This is a genomic window from Microbacterium sp. NPDC087591 (assembly GCF_044743625.1).
Lineage (GTDB): Bacteria > Actinomycetota > Actinomycetes > Actinomycetales > Microbacteriaceae > Microbacterium.
In genome coordinates, this window is record NZ_JBIUWU010000003.1 from 207,012 (window position 1) to 227,831 (window position 20,820).

General features: G+C 69.5%; 19 protein-coding genes. 3 read left to right on the plus strand and 16 right to left on the minus strand.

What is annotated here, in order from left to right; translation table 11 throughout:
- Positions 1-10 precede the first annotated feature (10 nt).
- Positions 11-955 carry a zinc-binding alcohol dehydrogenase family protein gene (locus tag ACIOVG_RS15485; protein ID WP_400875322.1) on the plus strand — a complete coding sequence of 315 codons (945 nt, stop codon included), beginning with the start codon at positions 11-13 and terminating at the stop codon, positions 953-955.
- Between the two features lie 19 nt (positions 956-974).
- On the opposite strand, the gene ACIOVG_RS15490 is transcribed toward ACIOVG_RS15485, so the two are convergent.
- From ACIOVG_RS15490 to ACIOVG_RS15525, 8 genes are all read right to left on the minus strand, one after another.
- Positions 975-1,583 (minus strand): alkylhydroperoxidase domain protein, encoded by a 609-nt coding sequence (locus tag ACIOVG_RS15490; RefSeq protein ID WP_400875325.1) that lies wholly within the window; start codon positions 1,581-1,583, stop codon positions 975-977.
- Positions 1,580-2,218 (minus strand): CMD domain protein, encoded by a 639-nt coding sequence (locus tag ACIOVG_RS15495; RefSeq protein ID WP_400875329.1) that lies wholly within the window; start codon positions 2,216-2,218, stop codon positions 1,580-1,582. Before ACIOVG_RS15495 ends, ACIOVG_RS15490 begins: the two co-directional genes overlap by 4 nt.
- Positions 2,215-3,237 (minus strand): putative FMN-dependent luciferase-like monooxygenase, encoded by a 1,023-nt coding sequence (locus ACIOVG_RS15500; protein WP_400875332.1) that lies wholly within the window; start codon positions 3,235-3,237, stop codon positions 2,215-2,217. The genes ACIOVG_RS15495 and ACIOVG_RS15500 overlap by 4 nt, the downstream gene beginning before the upstream one ends.
- A complete protein-coding gene (locus ACIOVG_RS15505; RefSeq protein WP_400875335.1) occupies positions 3,234-4,862 on the minus strand; it encodes a dipeptide ABC transporter ATP-binding protein in 1,629 nt (542 codons plus the stop codon). The genes ACIOVG_RS15500 and ACIOVG_RS15505 overlap by 4 nt, the downstream gene beginning before the upstream one ends.
- A complete protein-coding gene (locus ACIOVG_RS15510) occupies positions 4,859-5,752 on the minus strand; it encodes an ABC transporter permease (RefSeq protein WP_400875337.1) in 894 nt (297 codons plus the stop codon). Before ACIOVG_RS15510 ends, ACIOVG_RS15505 begins: the two co-directional genes overlap by 4 nt.
- Positions 5,749-6,732 carry an ABC transporter permease gene (locus ACIOVG_RS15515; RefSeq protein WP_400875339.1) on the minus strand — a complete coding sequence of 328 codons (984 nt, stop codon included), beginning with the start codon at positions 6,730-6,732 and terminating at the stop codon, positions 5,749-5,751. Before ACIOVG_RS15515 ends, ACIOVG_RS15510 begins: the two co-directional genes overlap by 4 nt.
- Positions 6,733-6,748: 16 nt before the next feature.
- Entirely contained in the window at positions 6,749-8,383 is a 1,635-nt protein-coding gene (locus ACIOVG_RS15520) for a TIGR04028 family ABC transporter substrate-binding protein (protein WP_400875341.1), read from the minus strand.
- A 155-nt stretch (positions 8,384-8,538) separates the two neighbouring features.
- Positions 8,539-9,924: an NtaA/DmoA family FMN-dependent monooxygenase gene (locus tag ACIOVG_RS15525; protein WP_400875343.1), complete on the minus strand. Its 1,386-nt coding sequence runs from the start codon at positions 9,922-9,924 to the stop codon at positions 8,539-8,541.
- Between the two features lie 106 nt (positions 9,925-10,030).
- On the opposite strand from ACIOVG_RS15525, the gene ACIOVG_RS15530 reads away from it, so the two are divergent.
- Positions 10,031-11,038: a Gfo/Idh/MocA family protein gene (locus tag ACIOVG_RS15530; RefSeq protein WP_400875345.1), complete on the plus strand. Its 1,008-nt coding sequence runs from the start codon at positions 10,031-10,033 to the stop codon at positions 11,036-11,038.
- Positions 11,031-11,999, plus strand: a complete 969-nt coding sequence (locus ACIOVG_RS15535; RefSeq protein ID WP_400875347.1) for an NYN domain-containing protein — start codon at positions 11,031-11,033, stop codon at positions 11,997-11,999. Before ACIOVG_RS15530 ends, ACIOVG_RS15535 begins: the two co-directional genes overlap by 8 nt.
- On the opposite strand, the gene ACIOVG_RS15540 is transcribed toward ACIOVG_RS15535, so the two are convergent.
- Genes ACIOVG_RS15540 through ACIOVG_RS15575 form a run of 8 tightly spaced genes read right to left on the minus strand, consistent with a single transcriptional unit; the run spans position 11,996 to position 20,819 of the window.
- The gene (locus ACIOVG_RS15540) at positions 11,996-13,237 is read right to left on the minus strand and encodes an MFS transporter (protein ID WP_400875349.1); all 1,242 of its coding nucleotides are present in this window, start codon (positions 13,235-13,237) and stop codon (positions 11,996-11,998) included. The two genes, ACIOVG_RS15535 and ACIOVG_RS15540, sit on opposite strands and share 4 nt — an antisense overlap.
- Positions 13,238-13,243: 6 nt before the next feature.
- Positions 13,244-14,254 (minus strand): sugar phosphate isomerase/epimerase family protein, encoded by a 1,011-nt coding sequence (locus ACIOVG_RS15545; protein WP_400875351.1) that lies wholly within the window; start codon positions 14,252-14,254, stop codon positions 13,244-13,246.
- A complete protein-coding gene (locus ACIOVG_RS15550; RefSeq protein WP_400875354.1) occupies positions 14,251-15,213 on the minus strand; it encodes a sugar phosphate isomerase/epimerase family protein in 963 nt (320 codons plus the stop codon). The genes ACIOVG_RS15545 and ACIOVG_RS15550 overlap by 4 nt, the downstream gene beginning before the upstream one ends.
- Before the next feature lie 17 nt (positions 15,214-15,230).
- Positions 15,231-16,178, minus strand: coding sequence for a sugar phosphate isomerase/epimerase family protein (locus tag ACIOVG_RS15555; protein WP_400875357.1), 948 nt, complete (start codon positions 16,176-16,178; stop codon positions 15,231-15,233).
- Positions 16,179-16,195: 17 nt separating this feature from the next.
- Positions 16,196-17,023, minus strand: coding sequence for a carbohydrate ABC transporter permease (locus tag ACIOVG_RS15560; protein ID WP_400875360.1), 828 nt, complete (start codon positions 17,021-17,023; stop codon positions 16,196-16,198).
- The gene (locus ACIOVG_RS15565; protein ID WP_247630838.1) at positions 17,020-17,976 is read right to left on the minus strand and encodes a carbohydrate ABC transporter permease; all 957 of its coding nucleotides are present in this window, start codon (positions 17,974-17,976) and stop codon (positions 17,020-17,022) included. The genes ACIOVG_RS15560 and ACIOVG_RS15565 overlap by 4 nt, the downstream gene beginning before the upstream one ends.
- 8 nt (positions 17,977-17,984) lie before the next feature.
- Positions 17,985-19,295 carry an extracellular solute-binding protein gene (locus tag ACIOVG_RS15570; protein WP_247630839.1) on the minus strand — a complete coding sequence of 437 codons (1,311 nt, stop codon included), beginning with the start codon at positions 19,293-19,295 and terminating at the stop codon, positions 17,985-17,987.
- 39 nt (positions 19,296-19,334) lie between these two features.
- Entirely contained in the window at positions 19,335-20,819 is a 1,485-nt protein-coding gene (locus ACIOVG_RS15575; RefSeq protein ID WP_400875365.1) for a GMC oxidoreductase, read from the minus strand.
- Between the last annotated feature and the right edge of the window lies 1 nt (position 20,820).

The following is a 20,820-nucleotide window of genomic DNA, read 5'->3' on the forward strand; positions in this document are numbered from 1 at the left end:
GCCTGGCAGCATGGCTCGCGCGATCGTCTACACCGAAATCGGCTCCCCCGACGTCCTGCACCTCAGCGAGGTGCCCGATCCCGTTGCCGGAGACGGCGAGGTCGTGGTGCGCATCGAGGCCGCGGGGGTCAACCCGATCGATGCCAAGATCCGTGGGGGCAAGCGCCCCTCACCGCCGATCACCGAGCCCCGACCGGTCGGCTTCGACGGCGCCGGCGTGATCGATTCGATCGGGCCCGGTGTGGAGGACCACGCCGTGGGCGACCGCGTCGCGATCCGCGACACGGTCGGCACGTACGCCGACCTGCTGCTCGTCCCGGTCGCGAACCTCGCGTCCCTCCCCGATTCCGTCACCGCCGCTGAGGGTGCCGGTATCGGCATCCCGGCCGGCACCGCATACCAGGCGCTGCGCTCGCTCGCCGTCACCGCCGGTGATGTGCTGCTCGTGCATGGCGGCTCCGGATCCGTCGGGCAGGCAGCCGTGCAGTTCGCGGTCGCGTGGGGAGCGACCGTGATCGCGACCGCCAGCCCCGTCCGCCACGACCAGCTGCGCGAACTCGGAGCGATCCCGGTCGCCTACGGCGATGGCCTGCTCGAGCGCGTGCGCGCAGCCGCCCCCGAGGACGTCACCGTGGCGCTGGACTGCGCAGGCACGGACGAGGCGATCGAGACCTCGCTGGCACTCGTCGCCGACCGCGACCGCATCGCGACGATCGTACGGGGGCCGGACGCCGCATCGTTCGGCATCCGCGCCTTCTCCGGGGGATCGCCGGCCCCGTTGACCGACGAGGAGCTCGCCTGGCGCGCCGAGGCGCTGCCGGCGACGATCGCCCTGCTCGCGTCCGGCGACTTCACGATCGAACTCGGCCCCGAACTGCCTCTCGCCGAAGCGGCGCAGGCCCACGAACTCGTGGAATCCGGCGCCGCCTCGGGAAAGATCGTGCTGATCCCCTGATCTGATCAGGTCATCCCGGTCAGGCCGGGGCGACCGGGCGACCGATCGAGAGCATCAGCCGGTTGGCCCAGTTGAAGAACGCGGCGCCGTGGATGACGTCGGCGATCTCGAGGTCGTCGAGCCCCACCGCCCGCAGTCGCGCGATCTCGGCCTCGCCGAACGCGCTGGGAGTGTCGGTGAGCGCGACGGAGGCCGCGACGATCGCGTTCCACCGCTCCCCCAGCTCGGCATCCACACCCTCGTCGAGCAGCAGATCGACGTCGTCGACCCGCTTGCTGTAGTGCGCCGCGAAGCGCGAGTGCACCGAGGCGCAGAACACGCAGCCGTTGCGGCGCGATGCCGCCGTCGCGGCGAGCTCGCGGTCAGCGCGCGGGAGACCTTCGGCGACGTTGTAGAAGATGTCCTTATCGACCAGGGTGCGCGCCTTCAGCACCTCGGGATCGCGGGCGAGCAGCCGGAAGTAGTCGTTCTTCGCACGCGCGGCGTCGACGAGTCCGTCGTAGTGGCGCTCGGTCAGCTCCTCCTCGGCGAGCGGGGCCAGGTGCGGCGTCCAACCGACCTCGCCGCGGGTGAAGGCGTGCGGGTGCGGGGCGTCCTGGTGCAGGAGCGCGGTCGGCGCGGCGGTCATGCGGCCTCCTCCTCGGCGTCGGACTCTGCTGCGGATGTCGCCGCCGCGGCGATACCGGTCGCGGCGAGCACGCGCAGGCCTGTGACCACGCGCTGCTGGAAGGCCAGGAACGACACCAGCTGCGAGAGCGTGACGATCCCGTCAGCAGACCACCCGGCATCCAGCAGACGCCCGAGGTCGGCGCCGGCGGCCTCACGCGGCCGCAGCACCAGCAGGTGCGTGTGCGCGAGGGCCGCGGACAGGCGCTCGCCCAGCGCCGCGGTGACGGCAGCCGACGGCGTGTACCGCTGACCCTCCGTGTTCTCGTCCTGCAGTCCGAGCTCGGTGTAGGAGCCGAACGGTCCGCTCGTGGTGGCAGCGGCCGCCTCGGCGAGCACGACGCCCGCCCGTCCCGAGTCTGCCTGCCGCGCCCGGTCCGCGTAGAACGCGGCGGTCTCATCGGTGCTCCCGGCGAGGCTCGTCGCGAAGGCCGCGATCAACTCGCGCTCCTCCTGCGAGACGTGCTCCACCGAGACGGGCTGGAAGAGCGCGTCGAAGCTCGCCTGCAGCTGCTCCCTCGTGACAGGGCGCCGACGGCGCAGAGCGTCCAGCTCCGGCGTCACCCCCGCGATCTGATCGACGATGTCGTGTGTCATGCCTTCTCCTTGAGTGTGGGGTTCACGGTGTAGCCGAGGGCCGGAGCGACCTGTTCGGCGAAGAGCTCGATCGAGCGGAGCACCTGCTCGTGCGGGGCGTCCACCGAGTGCACCTGGAAGGCGACCTCGGTGGCGCGGGCGAGCGTGGCATCCGCGGCGAGAGATTCGGCGACCTGCTCCGGAGTACCCAGGTGCGTGTCCAGCGCGGTGATGAGTTCCTCGATGCTGTCGTCGCCGGGGATGGTCTGGCCCTGACGCCGGAAGCCCTCGGCCGCTCGGCGCAGTCCGACCTCGGCGTAGCGCAGCGCCGCGGCGCGATCGTCGGCGACGAAGACCGTGCGCGAAGCCGTGATCCGCGGAGCGATGCCGTCGGGCAGGGCGTCGAGGTACGCGTCGATGATCGGATCCTGCAGCGCCGAGAGCGGTGCCCGCAGGGCGTCGGCCGGGCGCGGTTGCGTGCGCGAGAGCAGCAGTCCGTGGCCGTGCACGCCGGCGCGATGACCCCCCGGTACCGAGAAGGTCGCCTGCCAGATGCGCTCGTCGAGCGTGGAGGCGTCCGGGTAGAGGGCGTTGCCCTCGCCGATGTCGCGTCCGCCCAGAGCGTCGAGCAGCACGCCGAGCTTGCGGTCGTAGGTGACGGCCTTGTGGCGCACATCCTCCCCGAAGGGCGAGAACGACGAGGGGGTTCCCCCGCTGCCGAGACCGAGATCGAGGCGTCCGCCCGAGAGCAGATCGGCGACCGTCGCGTCCTCCGCGACCCGCACCGGGTCCTCGAGCGACAGCGTGATCACCCCGGTGCCCAGGCGGATGCGGGAGGTCTGCGCCGCGACGTTGGCGAGGAACACCAGCGGAGAGGGAAGACCCCCCTCCGCGGCGTGGAAGTGATGCTGCGCGACCCAGGCACGGCCGATGCCGTGGCGCTCGGCGTGCTGGATCTGCGCGGTCGCGAGGGCGTAGCGCTCGGCGGGCGCGGCATCGTCGAGCAGGCGCGTGAAGAACGCGATGGACGGTGCGCTCATCTGGTGACCTCCGTTCGTCCGGGAACCGCGGTGAGCAGCTCCCTGGTGTAGTCGTGCTGCGGGGCGTGGAACAGCTCCTCCGTGACCCCTTCTTCGACGATCCGGCCGCGGCGCATGACCGAGACCGTGTGGCTGATCCTCCGTACGACGGCGAGGTCGTGCGAGATGAACAGGTAGGTGAGTCCGAGCTCGTCCTGCAGCGAGGTGAGCAGCTCGAGGATGCGAGCCTGCACCGTCACGTCCAGCGCGGAGACGGCCTCGTCGAGCACCACGATCTCGGGATCGATCGCGAGGGCGCGGGCGATCGCGACACGCTGGCGCTGGCCGCCCGACAGCTCGCGCGGGGTGCGCTGTGCGACATCCGTCGGGAGCGCGACCCGGTCGATCAGGGCGAGAGCGCGCTGCTGCCGCTCCTTGCGCGAACCCACGCCGAAGTTCTGCAGCGGTTCGGCGATGATGTCGACGATCTGCTGGCGCGGATCGAGCGAGGCGAAGGGGTTCTGATAGACGAGCTGGATGCGCCGCCGCAGCGCGCGCAGCTGCTTTCCCGACGCGCCGGTCACATCGTCGCCGTCGACCTGGATCGATCCGGCGTCCGGCCGGTGGAACCGTGTCACGAGTCGCGCCGTGGTCGTCTTGCCCGATCCCGACTCCCCCACCAGCGCATGCGTGGTGCCACGGCGCACGCGGAACGACACGTCGTCCACGGCGCGGAAGCGCTCCCGACCGGCGATCGAGAACTCCTTGACCAGGCCCTCGGCCACGATCGCATAGGGGTTCTCGGCGGCGACCGCGGCTGCGTCCCGCAGGAACGGCGGTGCTTCCGGACGACGGAAGCCGGTCGTGAAGGCCGGGGCATCGGCGAGCAGCTGCCGCGTGTAGGCGTCGCCCGGCGCGGCCAGCACGTCCGCACTCGCGCCCTGTTCGACGATGCGGCCGTCCTTGAGCACGACCAGGCGCTGCGCACGGTCGGCCGCGACGCCCAGGTCGTGGGTGACCAACAGGATGCTCGTGCCCTCCTCCTGGCGCAGTTCGTCGAGCAGGTCGAGCACGCGGCGCTGCACGGTCGCGTCCAGGGCGCTGGTCGGCTCATCGGCGATCAGCAGTCGTGGCCGCAGGGCTATCGCGGTGGCGATCAGCACCCGCTGGCGCATGCCCCCTGACAGCTCGTGCGGATACTGTCGCGCGCGCAGGTCGGGGTCGTCGATACCGACGCGGTCGAGCAGCTCGATCGCCCGTGCACGCCGGGAGCGCCGGTCGCGGTGTCCGTGCAGCCGGAGGATCTCCTCGACCTGCGCTCCGATGGGGCGCACCGGATCGAGCGAGGTGGTGGGGTCCTGCGGAACCAGGCCGATCTCGGGGCCGCGGATGCTGCGCAGCGCGCGGTCCGTCCACCCCGCGATCTCCAGTTCGCCCAGGCGCACACTGCCACCCTCGACGCGCCCGCCGGCCGGCAGCAGCCCGAGCAGGGCGTGGGCGGTGGTGGACTTGCCCGAGCCCGACTCCCCCACCAGGGCCAGGGTCTCCCCCTCGCCGATCTCGAACGAGACACCGTGCACGACGTCGCGTCGCCCGGTGCGGGTGGCGTACGAGACCCGCAGGTCGTCGACGGTGAGAACACTCATCGTGCGGTCCTTCCGATCCGGTGGCTGATGCGGTTCGCGCTCAGCACGACCGCCACCACGACGAGGCCGGGCAGCGCGGTCAGCCACCACGCGGTCCCGATGTAGTTGCGGCCGTCGGCGATCAGGAGTCCCCACTCGGGAGTGGGCGGCGGAGCACCGTAGCCGAGGAAGCCGAGCGTCGAGATCGCCAGGATCGCGGTGCCGAACTGCAGGGCGGCGAGCGCGACGATCGGGGTGAGCGAGTTCGGGAGCACGTGGCGGCGCAGCACCGTGAGGAACGTGGCGCCGCTGCCGTAGGCGGCTTCGACGTACTCGGTTCGTCGCACCCGCGCGACCTCGGCGCGCATGAGTCGGGCGAAGGCCGCGATACTGCCCAGACCGACCGCGATCGCCGCGTTGACGGTACCGAAGCCGAGCAGGATGATCACCGACAGCGAGAGCAGCAGCCCGGGAATGGCCAGCAGCACGTCGACGATCCGCATCAGCACGTCGTCGACGACTCCGCCCAGCGCGCCGGCGATCGCCCCGAGCAGCGTGCCGAGCGCGAGCCCGACGGTGACGGCGATGAGCGCGCCCGAGAGCGAGTGCACCGCGCCGTGCACGACCCGGCCGAACAGGTCACGCCCCAGCGTGTCCGTGCCGAACCAGTGCGCCGCGCTGGGCGGGAGGAGCTTGTCTGCGGGCGTGCCGGTCAGTGGGTCCCCCGGGGCGAACACCCCGGGGATGAGCGCCCAGAGGACGGCGAGGGAGACGACCGCGATCGCGAGATACAGGCCCCACGAGCGCCCGCGCAGTCGGCTGGCCCTCCGCGGGATCTCCGGTGCCGTGTCGACGGGCACGGGGGCCTGGCCGTCCGCTGTCGGACGGGGAGTGAGCACGGGGACGGTCATGCCGACACCTCCTGGAGGGTCGTCTTCGCGGGAGAGGTGGGCGTCGAGACGCGGGTGACGCGACGCTGCCGCGGATCGATGAGCGGTGTGACGAGGTCGACCGCGAAGCTGATCAGCACGAAACCGAGCGCCGAGAGCAGGACGACGCCCTGGAGCACGGGGATGTCCTGGTTCGACACGGCCTGCTCGGTGAGGCGTCCGATGCCGGTGCGCCCGAACACCGTCTCGGTCACGACGGCTCCGCCCACGAGTTCGCCGAACAGCACACCGGCGATGGTCAGGGTGGGCAGTGTCGCGTTGCGGGCCACCGACCGGGTGAGCACCCAGAGCGGAGGCGCTCCCTTGGCGCGCACGACCGTGATGAACGGCTGTGCCTGCACCTGGTCGATCGCACGGACCAGCACCTGGGCGAGCGGTGCGGAGATCGGCACCGCGAGCGTCAGCACCGGCAGGATCAGGCCGCTCACCGGGTCCGCGCCCACGATCGGCACCCAGCCGAGTCCGAACGAGAACACCTGGATCAGCAGGATGCCGAGCCAGAACACCGGCACGGCCACGAACAGGCCGGGCACCTGCCGCAGACCGTCGCGCAGCCACGCGAACGGGGCGAGCGAGGAGAGACCGGCGATGAGGATCGCGATCAGGAGGGCGACGACCAGTCCGAGCGAGGCGAGCAGGAGTGTGGCGGGCAGCGCCTCGGACAGCATCGTGAGCACCGGGGTGCCGAACTGTGTCGAGTACCCGAAGTCGCCGGCCAGGAAGCCGAGCCCGGCGTGCACGTACTGCTCCCACCAGGGCAGATCGGCGCCATAGGTGGCGCGGATGCTGTCGAGCTGCTCCGGCGACAGGCCGAGGCTCGGATCCGAGAACTTGATCAGGATCGCATCGCCCGGCAGCAGCTGGAGCAGGAAGAAGGTGGCCGTGAAGGCCGCGATCAGAACGATCGCGGCCTGCCCGGCTCGTCGGAGGACGAAACTCATCGGTGATCCCCGTGCATCAGTGCTCGGCGAGCCAGACGCCGGAGAAGGTCGGACGACCCACCGACTCGAAGGCGACGCCCTGCACGTAGGTGGCGGCGCCGTAGACCTGCGGCTCCTCGAACAGCGGGATCACGTACGCCTGCTCGGCGATGTAGTCCTGCACGGCCTGCGAGGCGGCGATGCGCTTGTCCGCGTCGGGCTCGGAGGCCACGGCGAGGAGCAGCTCGTCGAGCTTCGCGTCCTGCGAGATCAGCACGTCGCGGTTCTTCGTGAAGTACTGGCTCTTGATCACGTCGAGGTCGGCGCGGCCGACCATCGAGTGGTAGAAACCGGTCTTCAGCGGATCGCGGGTGTCCTCTGCGGCGCTTCCGGCGTCGCCGGGCTTGACGTTGAGCTCGACGCCGACCTGCGCCAGCTGCTGCGCGACCAGCTCCAGGGTCTGCTTCGACAGCGGCTGCGGCTTGGCCTCGTAGACCGTGATCGACAGTCGCTCCCCGTCCTTCTCGCGGATGCCGTCGGATCCGGGGACCCAACCCGCCTCATCGAGCAGCTCGGCGGCCTTATCGGGGTCGTAGACGTAGTGCTCCGACTCGTCCTTGTATCCGACCGCCTGCGACGACAGCACCGATGTGGCCACCGGGTAGTTCTCGGTGAACAGGGTGTCGACGACCTCCTGCGAGTTCACGGCCGCGATGATCGCCTGCCGCACCCGGATGTCGCCGAGCAGCGGGTTCTCCGGACGGAGCGCGATCGAGTTGTTCACGCCGCGGGTCTGCGGGGCGTAGAGGGTGAATCCGGCGCTCTCGACGCGGTCCTCGTCGAACGCCTGCACGTAGCGGACGTAGTCGGCCTGCCCGGCGAGCAGCGAGCCGATGCGCACCGAATCCTCCGGGGTGACCAGCACGTGCACGGCGTCGACGTACGGACGCCCCTGGTTGGTCGCGCTCTCCGGCGCCCAGTCGTAGTCCTCACGCGCGGACAGCGTGTACTCGGTGCCCAGCTTCTCGTCGGTGACGGTGAAGGGACCGGAGCCGATGATCTCCTCGGCGTTCCCGGCGCCGAAGTCCTCGATCGTGCCGTCGAGGGTCTCGGGCGAGAGGAGCCCGGAGTTGATGGTCGACGTCGCCTGCAGGAAGCCGGGCGACGGAGCCGTGAAGTGGAACGTCACGGTGTCGTCGTCGATGACCTCGCTGCTGGCGTAGTTGTTGATCGCCTCGGAGATCGTGAGACCACGATCGGCGTCGCCCAGGCCGTAGGTGTCGAAGTTCTTCTTCACGGCCTCCGCATCGAGCGGAGTGCCGTCGGAGAAGGTCACGTCCGACTTCAGGTTGAAGGTGTACTCGGTCGCGTCGTCGTTCACGGTCCAGTCCGTGGCGATCCACGGTTCGATCTCGAGCGACTCCGGGTTCTGCCATGTGAGACGTGCGGCGATGTTGTTGACCACGCCGCCGTTCGGGTAGAAGCCGGCCTGCGGCGGGTAGAGGTTCGTGTACGCCTGGTGCTCGAGGTAGGTGAGCGTGCCACCCGTGATCGGGTCGCCGGCCTCTGCCGGGGCGTTCGCCGGTGCGGGAGAGGTGGCGCAGGCAGCGAGGCTCGCCGCCATCACGAGCGGGAGGGCGACGGCTGCGGCGCGGACAATGCGGCGGTTCATGCGGGGGCCTCCTGGAGGGATGGGATGCAGGGATGGAAGTGCACGGTGGATGTGCGGGGTGTGGATCACGCTAGGGAGTGGGGTGAGGGCGGCGCGACCGACGCGTCACGCTCGGACGCCGCCCGTCACCCGACGACGCACGACGTCATCGGGCGTCATGGACGCGCGGGCTGCAGCGCCGGCTGAGCTGCGACGCCGAGCCGTTCGCGCAGGGTCTCCCCGTCGCGACCGAGCAGCCCTCGGCGGCGCAGCTCCGGGGCGGCGAGACGGGTGAAGGCCTCGAACTGCGCGGGTTGGAACGCCGACAGCACGTTGAACCCGTCTGCGCCACCCTCGTCACGCCACGTCTCGAAGTGGTCGGCGATGGTCGCCGCCCCGCCGACGACGAAGGCGGCCGGTACCGCGTGCGCGGCGACGAGGTGGCGCCAGGTGAGCGGATGACGCGTCGCCACGCCCAGTCCCGCGATGCGCGCCACCCGCTCGATCAGCGCGGCGCCGGTCGCCCCCAGCCGTGCGGCCTGGTCCGCGGTCACCTCGTCGTCGAACGCGGCAGCGCGCAGCGGATCATCCGGCGCGACGTCGAGCGCATCCGCGAGAGCCTCGATCGTGCGGTTCGAGGGGAAGGCGGTGCGGCCGCGCTGATGCCCCTCGGCGAGCGGCACGAGCGCGAGAAGTCGCTCGACGATGCGATGCGCGTCGGCGTCGGTGTCCGCGACGACGGGCAGCACGGGTGCGATGACCTTCAGCGCGTCGGGGGCACGACCGGCATCCGCGGCGATCGCCCGCAGGACCCCGCGCACCTCGATCGCATCGGCCAGCGTCGGCGCCGCGATCAGCGCGAGATCCGCCTCGGTCGCCGCCAGCGCCCGAGACCGCGCAGATGTGCCGGCGTGCACGATCGGGATCTGCCCCTGAGGGGGCCGCGCGACGTTGAGCGGGCCTGCGACGCCGAGGTGCGTGCCCTGCAGCGCCGCGGGTCGCAGCCCGTCCGGATCGATCAGCACGCCGCGGGCGGCATCCGCGATCCAGGCGTCCTCGCTCCACGAGTCCCACAGCCGGCGCAGCGCCGTGACGAACTCCTCCGCGCGGTCGTAGCGGTTCTCGTTGTCGGCGTGGGCATCACGGCCGTGGTTGCCTGCGGCGCGCGGCTCCGCGCCGGTCACCAGATTCACGCCCGCACGCCCCCGCGTGAGCACGTCGAGCGACGCCAGCGAGCGTGCTGTCGTGTACGGGTCGGCATAGGTGGTGTTGACCGTCGCGATGAGGCCGATGCGCGAGGTGATCCCGGCGAGGAAGAGCACGGCGCTCACCGGGTCGATGCGCGCGAGCAGATACGGATCGCGGAACTCGAGATCGGGTCCCGTCGCGAGCCAGTCTCCGAAGAACAGATAGTCCAGCCCTGCGTCCTCCCCCGCCTGCGCGACCCGGCGCAGGATGTCGGCGTCGCCGGCGGGATCGCGGTGCGCCCCGTCCTGTCGCCAGCCGGAGGGATACGCGCCGAGGGTGCGCACCATGGCGCCCACGATGAGGGGTTCTGTCATGCCCGACACGGTAGAACCGCGCCGATGCACAGGGCCAGGAGGCCGAAGTCGCAGGTCATACAGCGCAACAGTCCGACACACAGGGCGCACCCTCTACGCTGAAGAGATGACTGGTCTTCGTTGGGGCATCCTCGCGACCGGCGGCATCGCCGGCGCCTTCGCATCCGACCTGCGCACCGCAGGACTCGATCTCGTGGCGGTCGGTTCACGATCCCAGGAGTCGGCCGACGCCTTCGCGGCCCGCTTCGACATCCCGCACGCGCATCTGTCCTACGAGGCGCTCGTCGCCGATCCCGACGTCGACATCATCTACGTCTCGACGCCGCATCCGATGCATCACGCGAATGCGCGCCTGGCGCTCGAGCACGGCAAGCACGTGCTGGTCGAGAAGGCCTTCACCCTGAACCACGGCGAGGCCGAGGACCTGCAGCGTCTCGCAGCCGAACGCGGCCTGCTGGTGACCGAGGCCATGTGGACCCGATACCTGCCGCACATGGTGCGCGTCCGCGAGATCATCGCCGCCGGCACGCTCGGCGAGATCCGCGCGGTCAGCGCCGACCACACGCAGCTGCTCCCCTCCGACCCGACGCACCGGCTCAACGCGCTCGAGCTCGGCGGCGGCGCACTGCTCGACCTGGCGATCTACCCGCTGTCGTTCATCTGGGACATCCTGGGCGCCCCCACCACGGTGCACAGCGTCGCACGTCTGATCGAGACGGGCGCGGACGCCGAGGTCGCCACGGTCATGACACACGAGGGCGGCGCGGTCTCCACGAGCCTGTCGTCGTCGCGTGCAGCGGGCCCCAACACGGCCCTCATCCTCGGCACCGAGGCGCGCATCGAGATCGAACGGTACTGGTGGTCGCCCTCCGTCGTGCGGGTGATCGATCCACAGGGCGAGGTGATCGAGGAGTTCGACGGCCGCCCCGCCTCCGACGCGGCTGGACGCGGCATGCAGTACGAGGCACTCGCCGCCGAACGACTGGTGCGCGAGGGCCGACTCGAGGGAGACATCCTCCCGATCGCCGAGAGCGTGGCCATCATGGGCACCCTCGACGAGATCCGCCGCCAGATCGGCGTGCGCTACCCCGGAGAGGACGCAGACAATGGCTGAGCCCACCGACTCCCGCGTCGCGGTCTATCTGGACTTCGACAACATCGTCATCTCCTGGTACGACCGCGTGCACGGCCGCAACGCCTATGCCAAGGACCGCCAGCGTATCTCGGAGCAGCCGAACGACCCCGAGGTCGCCGAGCGCCTGAGCCAGGCGATGATCGAGGTCGGGGCGATCATCGACTACGCCGCCTCCTTCGGCACCCTGGTGCTCACCCGCGCCTACGCGGACTGGTCGTCCCCGGTGAACGCCGTCTACCGGTCCCAGCTGGTGGCCCGCGCCGTCGACCTCGTGCAGCTGTTCCCCGCCGCTGCGTACGCCAAGAACGGCGCCGACATCCGGCTGGCCGTGGATGCCGTGGAAGACATGTTCCGCCTCCCCGACCTCACCCACGTGGTGATCGTCGCCGGCGACAGCGACTACGTGCCGCTCGCGCAACGCTGCAAGCGCCTCGGCCGCTACGTGATCGGCGTGGGCGTCGCGGGCTCCACCGCCAAGTCCCTCGCCGCCGCGTGCGACGAGTTCGAGGCGTACGACTCCCTCTCGGGAGTCGTACGTCCGGTCAAGGCCCCAGCGACCGTCGCGACGCCCGTCGTCGACGCGCCCGTCGAGGCCGCGACCGCGCCCGCCGAGACCGCGACCGAGGCCCCGAAGGCCAAGAGCCGCTCACGCGCGAAGGCGAAGCCCGCACCCGCAGAGGCCGCACCGCCCAAGCTCGACGAGCAGGGCGAGGCCACGCAGCTCCTGGAACGCGCCCTGCGACTGGGGCACGACAAGGGTGATGCCGACGAGTGGCTGCACAGCTCGGCCGTCAAGACGCACATGCGCCGCATGGACCCGTCGTTCAGCGAGAAGGCCCTCGGCTACCGCTCTTTCTCGGACTTCCTGAAGTCCCGCGACGACATGGCAGAGCTCGAGGAGACGGGGCACGAACGTCTGGTGCGCCTGCGCGACCACTAGTCGGTCGAGCGCAGTGCCCGCCAGCACGCCGCGACCGTCAGCGCCGTGACGATTCCGACGGCGGCATAGGCCAGGCGAGGGTCGGTCGCCTCGGCCAGGGAGCCCACCAGCAGCCCCGTCACGACGGTCGATCCCGGCAGCGCCATCGCCCACAGGCCCATGATCCGTCCACGGATCGGTGCCGGAGTGGTCAACATGACGTACGCGTTCGCCCTGGCGATGAACCACATCACGACCGCGCCGACCGCGGCCAATCCCACGAACAGCATCGGCAACGACCAGGAGACGGCGGAGAAGACGACGGCCGCCGCCATCGCCGCCGCCATGCCACGCACCTCGGAGCTGCGAGGAATCGTCGGTCCGGTGGCCGAGAAGAATGCGCCGGGCAGGGCACCGAGCCCGAACGCCACGGCGAGCGCGCCGTAGGTGCCTCCCCCGCCGTCGAACACATCGACGACGATGAGCGGGATCACGACGGCGATGTTGTAACAGGCAGCAGCGCACACGGCGAGCAGCAGCGTACTGCGGATCGCCGGTGTCCCGACCGCGAAGCGCCATGCGCCCGGTACTCGGAGCGCGGAGGCGGCATCGAGGGCGGCGTCGTCGGGAACGACCGGGCGCAGCCGGAGGGACAGCAGCACGACGATCGACGGGATGAACACGAGAGCGTTCACCACGAAGCACCAGGCCGCGTCCGACACCACCAGCAGGATGCCGGCGATCGCGGGGCCCAGCACTCGGGATCCGTTGATGATCACCTCGTTCATGCTCACGGCACTCGTCATCCGCTCGCGACCGACGATGTCCATCACCAGGAGCTGGCGCGCGGGATTGTCGGCGGCGAAAGCCACCCCGTGCGCGAGCGAGAGCGCGGCGAGCATCCAGATCTCGAGCACGCCGCCGAACGTGAGCGCCGCCAGCGCGCCGGCGACGAGCATCTGCGCGACCGCGGTGACGAGCAGCACCGACCGACGCGAGTATCGGTCGACGAGACCACCGATGAACGGACCGAGGATCAGCGTCGGCAGCATCATGCACGCCGTCACCGCTCCCAGCGCGAGGCCGTCGCCGCCGAGCTCGATCACGAGCCAGGCCATCGCGATCTGCGACGCCGCGCCCCCGGTGCCAGACAGCAGCTGCGCGACGCTCCACCGGCGGTAGTCGCGGATGCGCAGCGCCTGGAACGAGCGGGTCAGCGCCTCGCGCGTGAAGCGGTCTCGCAGGTGCTCCCAGAACACCCCTGCCTACTGGTTGCTGAACGCGGCATCGAACGACGCCGTGGGCTTCGACCACAGCAGCGATCGCACGAATCCGACGGCTTCTGCGGCACCGTGCAACCGGTCCATGCCCGCGTCCTCCCACTCGATCGAGATGGGGCCGGTGTAGCCGATCGCATCGAGAGCACGGAAGGAGTCCTCCCATGGCACGTCTCCGTGACCTGTCGACACGAAGTCCCAGCCGCGCCGCGGGTCGCCCCACGGCAGGTGCGAGCCCAGCACGCCGGCGCGGCCGTTCTGCGGACGCATCCGGGTGTCCTTGCAATCCACGTGGTAGATCCGATCGGCGAAGTCGACGATGAAGCCGACCGGATCGATGTTCTGCCACATCATGTGCGAGGGGTCCCAGTTGAACCCGAAGGCCTCGCGGTGATCGATCGCCTCCAGCGCGCGCACCGACGACCAGTAGTCGTAGGCGATCTCGCCGGGGTGCACCTCGTGGGCGAAGCGCACACCCTCGCCGTCGAACACGTCGAGGATCGGGTTCCAGCGGGCGGCGAAGTCCTCGAAACCACCCTCGATGACCGATGCGGGCACCGGGGGGAACATGGCCACGTACGGCCAGATCGACGACCCCGTGAAGCCCACGACCGTGTCGATGTCGAGCTTGCGCGCCACCCGGGCCGCACGCTTCATGTCGTCCGCCGCGCGCTGCCGCACGCCCTCGGCGTCGCCGTCGCCCCACACGTAGTCGCGCAGGATCGCCTGGTGACGGAAGTCGATCGGCGCATCGCACACCGCCTGGCCGGCGAGATGGTTCGAGATGGCGAAGATCTTCAGACCATGACGGTCGAGGATCTCCTTGCGCGATGCCAGATAGGCGTCGTCCTCGTCGGCGCGCTGAAGGTCGAGATGGTCTCCCGATGCCGCGACCTCGAGACCGTCGTAGCCCCACTCGCTCGCGAGCCGGGCCACCTCCTCGAAGGGTAGATCGGCCCACTGCCCCGTGAACAGGGTGACGGGATGCGTGCGGGTCATCGTGCAGCCTCCGGGTAGTTCTCGGCGATCCACGCCCAGCTCGTCTGCGCGCTGGCGAACGGTTCCATGCTCGGTTTGTCCACTTCGATGATCACAGCACCGTCGAAGTACTCCGGCAACCCGGCGAGCGCGTCGACGATCGGCACGTCCCCGAGACCGGGCTCGAGGAAGAACCGCCGGCTCATCACATCGAAGTACGGCGTGCGCGTCGCCCGTGCCTCCGCGGCGATCGACAGGTCCATGTCCTTCACGTGCAGGTCTGAGATGCGGTCGGCGTGCGCGGCGACCCACGCCACGACATCTGCGCCGGTCCAGGCCAGGTGCCCGATGTCCGGTCCCGCTGCGAGCAGGCTCGGTGAGATCGCATCGAGCACGTACTCGTACTCCTCCTCGGTCTCCACCCAGGTGCCGACGTGGTTGTGCAGCGCGGCGGTCACTCCTTCGGCGGCGAGCACCTCGGCGGCTTCACCGATGATGTTCGCGACCCGGTCCAGCCGTGCCCGGTCGAAGGCGTGGCCGATCGCCGCGGCCTCGTCGATGCGCGGGCGTCCCGGTGCCATGTCGGCGGCCAGGAACACCCGGTCGAGCCCCATGAACGTCGTCTCCTCGGCCCGGCGGCGGATCGCGTCGAACCAGCGGAAGTGCGCCTCCGTGTCGCCCGCGTGGTGGCGGTCGAACTCCTCGGGGAGCCCGATGTGCACGTAGCCCGGTGACAGCCTCAGCCCCGAGTCCGCCACCACCCGGGCGTAGCTCTGCAGCGTCTGCGTCGGCAGCACCTCCAGCATGACCGAGGAGTATCCGGCCTCGGCCACCTGCCCGAGGATGACGGGCTGCTTGGGCAGGAAGGTCGACAGGTCGAACTCCCATCCCACGCTCCCCGGCTCCCCCGTGGACTCGCCGAGCGAGACCGTGATCCACTGCAGCGTGTTGAGCGAGAAATGATCCTGTGTCAGCGCCATCGCTGTTCTCCGTCCTTTCAGGAACCGGTGACGTCGGCGACCCAGGCGGCGGTGTGCTTCGCGCTGTCCACCGGATCCATGCTCGCCCTGTCCACCTCGATGATGATCCACCCGCCGAAGTCGTCGGGGAGCACCGAGAGCGTGTCGACGATGTCGACCTGGCCGAGACCCGGCTCGAGGTACAGGCCCAGGTCGGTCGCCCGCTCGTAGCTGAGCCCCTCGTCACGGCTGCGTCGCGCCAAGTCCAGGTTCAGGTCCTTCACGTGCAGGTCCTGCACGCGATCCGCCCACTTCGCGATGGCCAGCTTCGCGTCGATGCCCGCCCACTCCAGGTGACCGATGTCGAAGGACGCTCCCAGGCGCGAGGCGTCGATGCTGTTCAGCACGTGCTCGTACTCGTGCTCGGTCTCGATCCAGGTCCCCACGTGGTTGTGCAGACCGGGGCGCACGCCCTCGGCGTTGAGCACGTCGACGGCCTCATCGATCAGGTCCGTCAGCTCGTCGAGCCGTTCCTGAGAGAAGTCGGCGCCGATGGCCGGCTTCTGCCAGCGGATCGCGGTCTGGTCGACCTCTGCCGCGAGGAAGATCGTGTCAAGTCCGAAGTAGGTGGACTCCTCCGCCTTGCGGCGCACCGCGTCGAACCAGTGGATGCGTTCGAACGTGCCGCGCTCCAGCCGTCCGCCGTGGTCACTCGCGAGCGGCACCTGCACGTAGCCCGGAGCGAGCGCCAGGCCCGACGCCTCGACCATCGCGGCATAGTTCTGCAGCGTCTGCGTGTCGAGCACCTCGAGCATCGTGGCTGAGAAGCCGGCATCCCGGATCTCCGCCAGCACCTGCGGGTACTCGGCGACGAACGAGGGATCGGCGAAGCGCCACAGGCTCGCGCTGCTGAGATCAGTCGGGTCCTCCTTGACGTTGATCCACTGGATCGCGTTGAGCGCGAACTTCAGGTCTTTCATCTGCATGGCGATTCCGTTCGGTTCTACTTCAGCCCCGCGGTGGCGACACCCTGGATGAAGTACTTCTGGAGGAAGAGGAAGAGGATGAGGATCGGCAGCAGCACGACGACGGCGCCGGCGAGCAGCAGTCCGAAGGAGATCGTGTTGGATGCCTGGGAGGCCACGGACAGTCCGACCGGAGCCGTGTAGGTGTCCTGCGACTGGGCCACGACGAGGGGCCAGAGGAAGTTGTTCCACGAGGTGAGGAAAGACAGGATCGCGACCGTCGCGAGTCCCGGACCGGTGAGCGGGAGGAAGATCCGGAAGAACAGCCGCCCCTCGCCCGCGCCGTCCAGGCGCGCGGCCTCCATGAGCTCGAACGGCACCCCGTGCGCGAACTGACGCATGATGAACACGCACAGCGGCAGGATCAGCACGGGCAGGATGATCGCGACGAGCGAGTTCACCAGTCCCATCTGCACGACCACCACGAACTGCGGAACGAAGAGCGCCACGTACGGCACGATCATCGACACGATCACCAGCGGGAAGACGACGTTCTTCCCCCGGAAGCGCAGCTTCGCCAGGGCGTAGCCGGCCATCGCGCTGAAGAGCACGTTGCCCACGATCGCGACGCCGGAGACCACGAAGCTGTTCATCATGTAGGTGCCGAACTCGCGGTCGGCGAAGAGCTGGATGTAGTTGTCGATCTGGAACGACTCGGGGAACCACGCGCCGGGGTTGCCGAGGAACTCGGACTGCGTCTTGAACGATCCGAAGAACACCCAGACGAAGGGAAGGAGCATGAACACGGTGACGACGATGAGGGCTGTGTAGTTCAGCGCCTGACGCGTCGGAGACAGAGTCTTCAATGTTTCGGCCTCAGCATTCGGAACTGGACGATCGCGACGATGCCGACGAGCAGGAGGAGAAGGACGGATCCGGCCATCGAGGCTGACACGTTCCCGAATCCGAACTGCTCGTAGACCCAGACCGCGATCGATTTGGTGGAGCCGAGCGGCCCGCCCTTGGTCAGCAGGTACGGCTCCTCGAAGATGTTCAGGAACGACACCGTCATCAGCACGGTGATCAGCAGCGTCGTCGGGCGCAGCAGCGGAAGCGTGATCGACCAGAGCCGGCGCCAGGTGCCGGCACCGTCCGTCGCCGCTGCCTCGTAGATCTCCTCCGGCACGGCCTGCAGACCCGCGAGGAACAGGATCATGCAGGTTCCCGTGGTGCGCCAGACGCCCATGAGCACGACCGTGGTGATGGCCCACCCCGGCTCCCCGAGCCAGTTCGGCTCGGGGAGGCCGAGATCTCCCAGCGAGGAGTTGACCGGACCGGTGATCGAGAAGGCGTACTGCCAGATCACGGCCGCCGCCACGATGTTGGTGATGACCGGCACGTATACGGCGGCCCGGAAGAAGGTCTTGAGACGGCGGATGCCGTTGTTGAGCATGAGGGCCAGCGCGAGGCCGAGCGCCATGCTGATCGGCACGCACAGCACCACGAACATGATGGTGTTGAAGAACGCGCTCTGGAAGCCGGGGTTCGTGATGACCTTCGCGAAGCCGTCGAAGCCCGTGAAGTTGACTCCCAGCGGATCGCGGATGTCCCGCGCGGTCATGTCGGTCAGGCTGGCGCCGATGGCCAGGATGGCGGGGATCCCCGTGAAGAGCAGGAAGAGGGCGAGGAACGGCGAGAGGAAGAGCCACGCCGTGGTGGTCTCCGCCTTGCTGCCCTCGCGCATCCTCCTGGTGCCTCCGGGGCGTCGTCGGGTAGACGCCCCGGAGGTGACCATGGTGCGAGTCGCTGTGGTGGACATGGCAGGTGTCAGTTGCCCATCCCGATCGACTCGGCCTGCTGCTGTGCCGCGTCGAGCGCGTCCTGCGCGGAGAGTCCGCCGCGGACGACCTTCTCCATCTGCTCACCGATGACCGTGCCCACCTGGCTCCAGGTGGAGACCTTCGGCAGCGTGATACCGGTCTCGAGACCGGCTTCGACCGTCGCGAGCAGGCGGTCGTCAGCGAGAGCGGGGTCTTCCCATGCGGACTTCACAGCCGGCATGTTCTTGAAGATCTGGAACCATTCGACCTGGCTCGCAGGCTCCGACATGAAGCGCGCGAACTTCCACGCGGCATCCTTGTTCTCGGAGTCGGTCGGCACGAACCAGCTGCCGCCGCCGACCGTGGTGGCCGCATCGCCCTCGGGGCCGACCGGCATGGTCGACAGCGACAGGTGCTCATCCGCCCAACCCTCACCGTTGGCGTCGTCGAACCAGCCGACGAACCAGGGACCGCCGTCGATGATCGCGGCGTTCTTGCCGGTGGTGGACCAGGAGACGGTGTCGAGGAAGGCGGGGCCATCCGGCGAGGCCAGGCCGTCCTTGATGAGTCCGGACCAGTACTCCAGCGCCTCGACGTTCTCGGGCGAGTTGATCGTCCACTCCGAGAGGTCGTCGGAGATGAAGGAGCCGCCGTTCTGCGCCGCGAAGGTCAGCAGCTGACGCGCGGTGTACGAGTCGTAGGCGGCGTACAGCGCCAGCGGGTACTCGACGCCGGACTCCTTGAGCTTCTCACCGAAGGTGCGCAGCCCGTCCCAGTCCTTCGGGGCCTCTGCTCCTGCGGCCTCTGCGAGGTCGGTGCGGTAGATCACCATGTCGGAGTACGCGTACCAGGGCACACCGTAGGCCACGTCGTCGTAGACCGAGTTGTCCCAGATGACCTCGAAGAAGTCGTCCTTGTCCACCAGTCCGTCCGGCACCGGGTCGAATCCGCCGGTCGCGATGAGCGAGGACTGCGTCTCGGTGAACGAGTAGATGAGGTCGGGGACGGTGCCCGCCGTGATCGCCGCGGTCATCTTCGACGCGAACTCGGCCTCGGGGATCTGCGTCATGTTGATCTCGACGTCGGGGTTGTCGGCCTTGAACTTCTCGAACATCTGGGGAAGCTCGGCGCCGTCGGCACCCTGCGTCCAGATCTCGAGCGTTCCGGTGGCGGGCTTGTCGTCGACCGTGGTCGAGTCGCCTCCCGCGGCCGGGGCGTCGTCGCCGCGTCCGCAGCCGGTCAGCAGCAGTGCGCTGGACGCGACAAGCGCGATTCCGAGCATCGTCGCCCGGCGTCGCGAGGAAGGGTATGTGTGCATCGCGATCATCTCCTAGTGGTGTTCTTCGGGTAGTGCAGGTCAGAGTGCGGCGGTGACGGCGCGCGCGATACGCACGGAGAGGGTCGCTCCCGTGAGCGTCGCGTTGCATGTCAACGCGGTGGGAACCACGCCGTTGCCGGCGAGGAACAGGTTGTCGAAGCCCCAGACGCGGCCGTCGGTGTCGACGACGCTCGTGCCGTCGTCGACCGGGCCCATCCGGACCGTGCCGGTGTAGTGCAGGGATGCCCCGGCGGGGAGCACCTCGGACTCGGCGTCCTGGAAGGTGCCGATCGCGTTCGCCGCTGCCCGCTGCACGTCCATCGTGCGGCGGATCTCGGCCAGATCGTTCTCCGAGTACGAGAAGTGCACGGTCATGTGCGGCATGCCGAGCTGGTCGGTGAGCTCGTCGGAGAACTCGATCCTGTTCTCCGGGCGGATCTCGGTCGCGCAGTACCAGCCGACGCCGAGCACATGCCGACCGTCCAACTCGCGCTCCATGAGCTGACCGTGCGCGGGGCGCGCGGCACCGATCGACGGGCTCCAGTAGGAGCCGATGAACGGCTCGCCGGCCGGAGGGACCGGGACCTCGGCATCGGCGAGACCGAGGCGGGCGGCGTCGATCTCGACATCGCCGTCGATCGAGGCGTGCTCGTTCAGGCGCACGCCGAGAGCGGCGGGACGGATGCCGGATGCCCACAGCAGCTGCGGGGTGCGCAGCGCGTCGGCGGCGACCAGGATCTGGGCGCCGTGGTACACCACCTCGGCGCCGGTCTCGACGTCCTTCGCGACGAGTCCGGTGACCCGGGTGCCGTCGTTCTCCAGCCGTGTCACGAAGATGCCGGTGCGGAGGGTCACGTTCGGCGCACTGCCGTCGAAGAGGAACGGCGCGATGTCGCGGGGACCGGTCCGAGCGAACGGACGGTCGCTGTGCGCGACACCCGCCATCGGCATGTAGCCGAATTCGCGCGCAGGGTCTGGGCTCGGGACGGCCTCGCGGATGGCCGCGAAGATCGGCTCCGTGAACGGGTTGTCCACGAGCGGTCCAACCGAGGTGCGCAGCAGTCCGCGCGCGGTCTCGAGGTCGGCGTCCCACTCCGCACGCGGCAGGAACTCGGGGATCTCCTCGGCGTACGGCCACGGGGTGGCCGCCGTCCAGTGCACGCCCATGCCCCCGATGTTCCACGCCACGGAGGCGCCGGGGAAGGCCGCGAAGTTGTGACCGAAGAACGCCGCGGGGAAGACGCCTGGCACGTCGGCCTGCCAGGCGTCGCCTTCGATCTCGTTCATCGAGACGGCACCCTTGACGTACTCGATCTGGCGTGCGCGGCGCATGAGGTCCTCGTAGGAGGCGTTCAGCGCGCTCTCGTCTGCTTCGACGAGATGCTCCCCCGGCACCTGGGTGATCTCGCGCCCTGCTTCGAGCACGAGGATCGATGCCTCGGGGTTCTGTGCGTGCACCTGGGCGGCGATCACGGCTCCGTTGGGGCCGGATCCCACGATGATCAGGTCGTAGTTGTCTGTCATG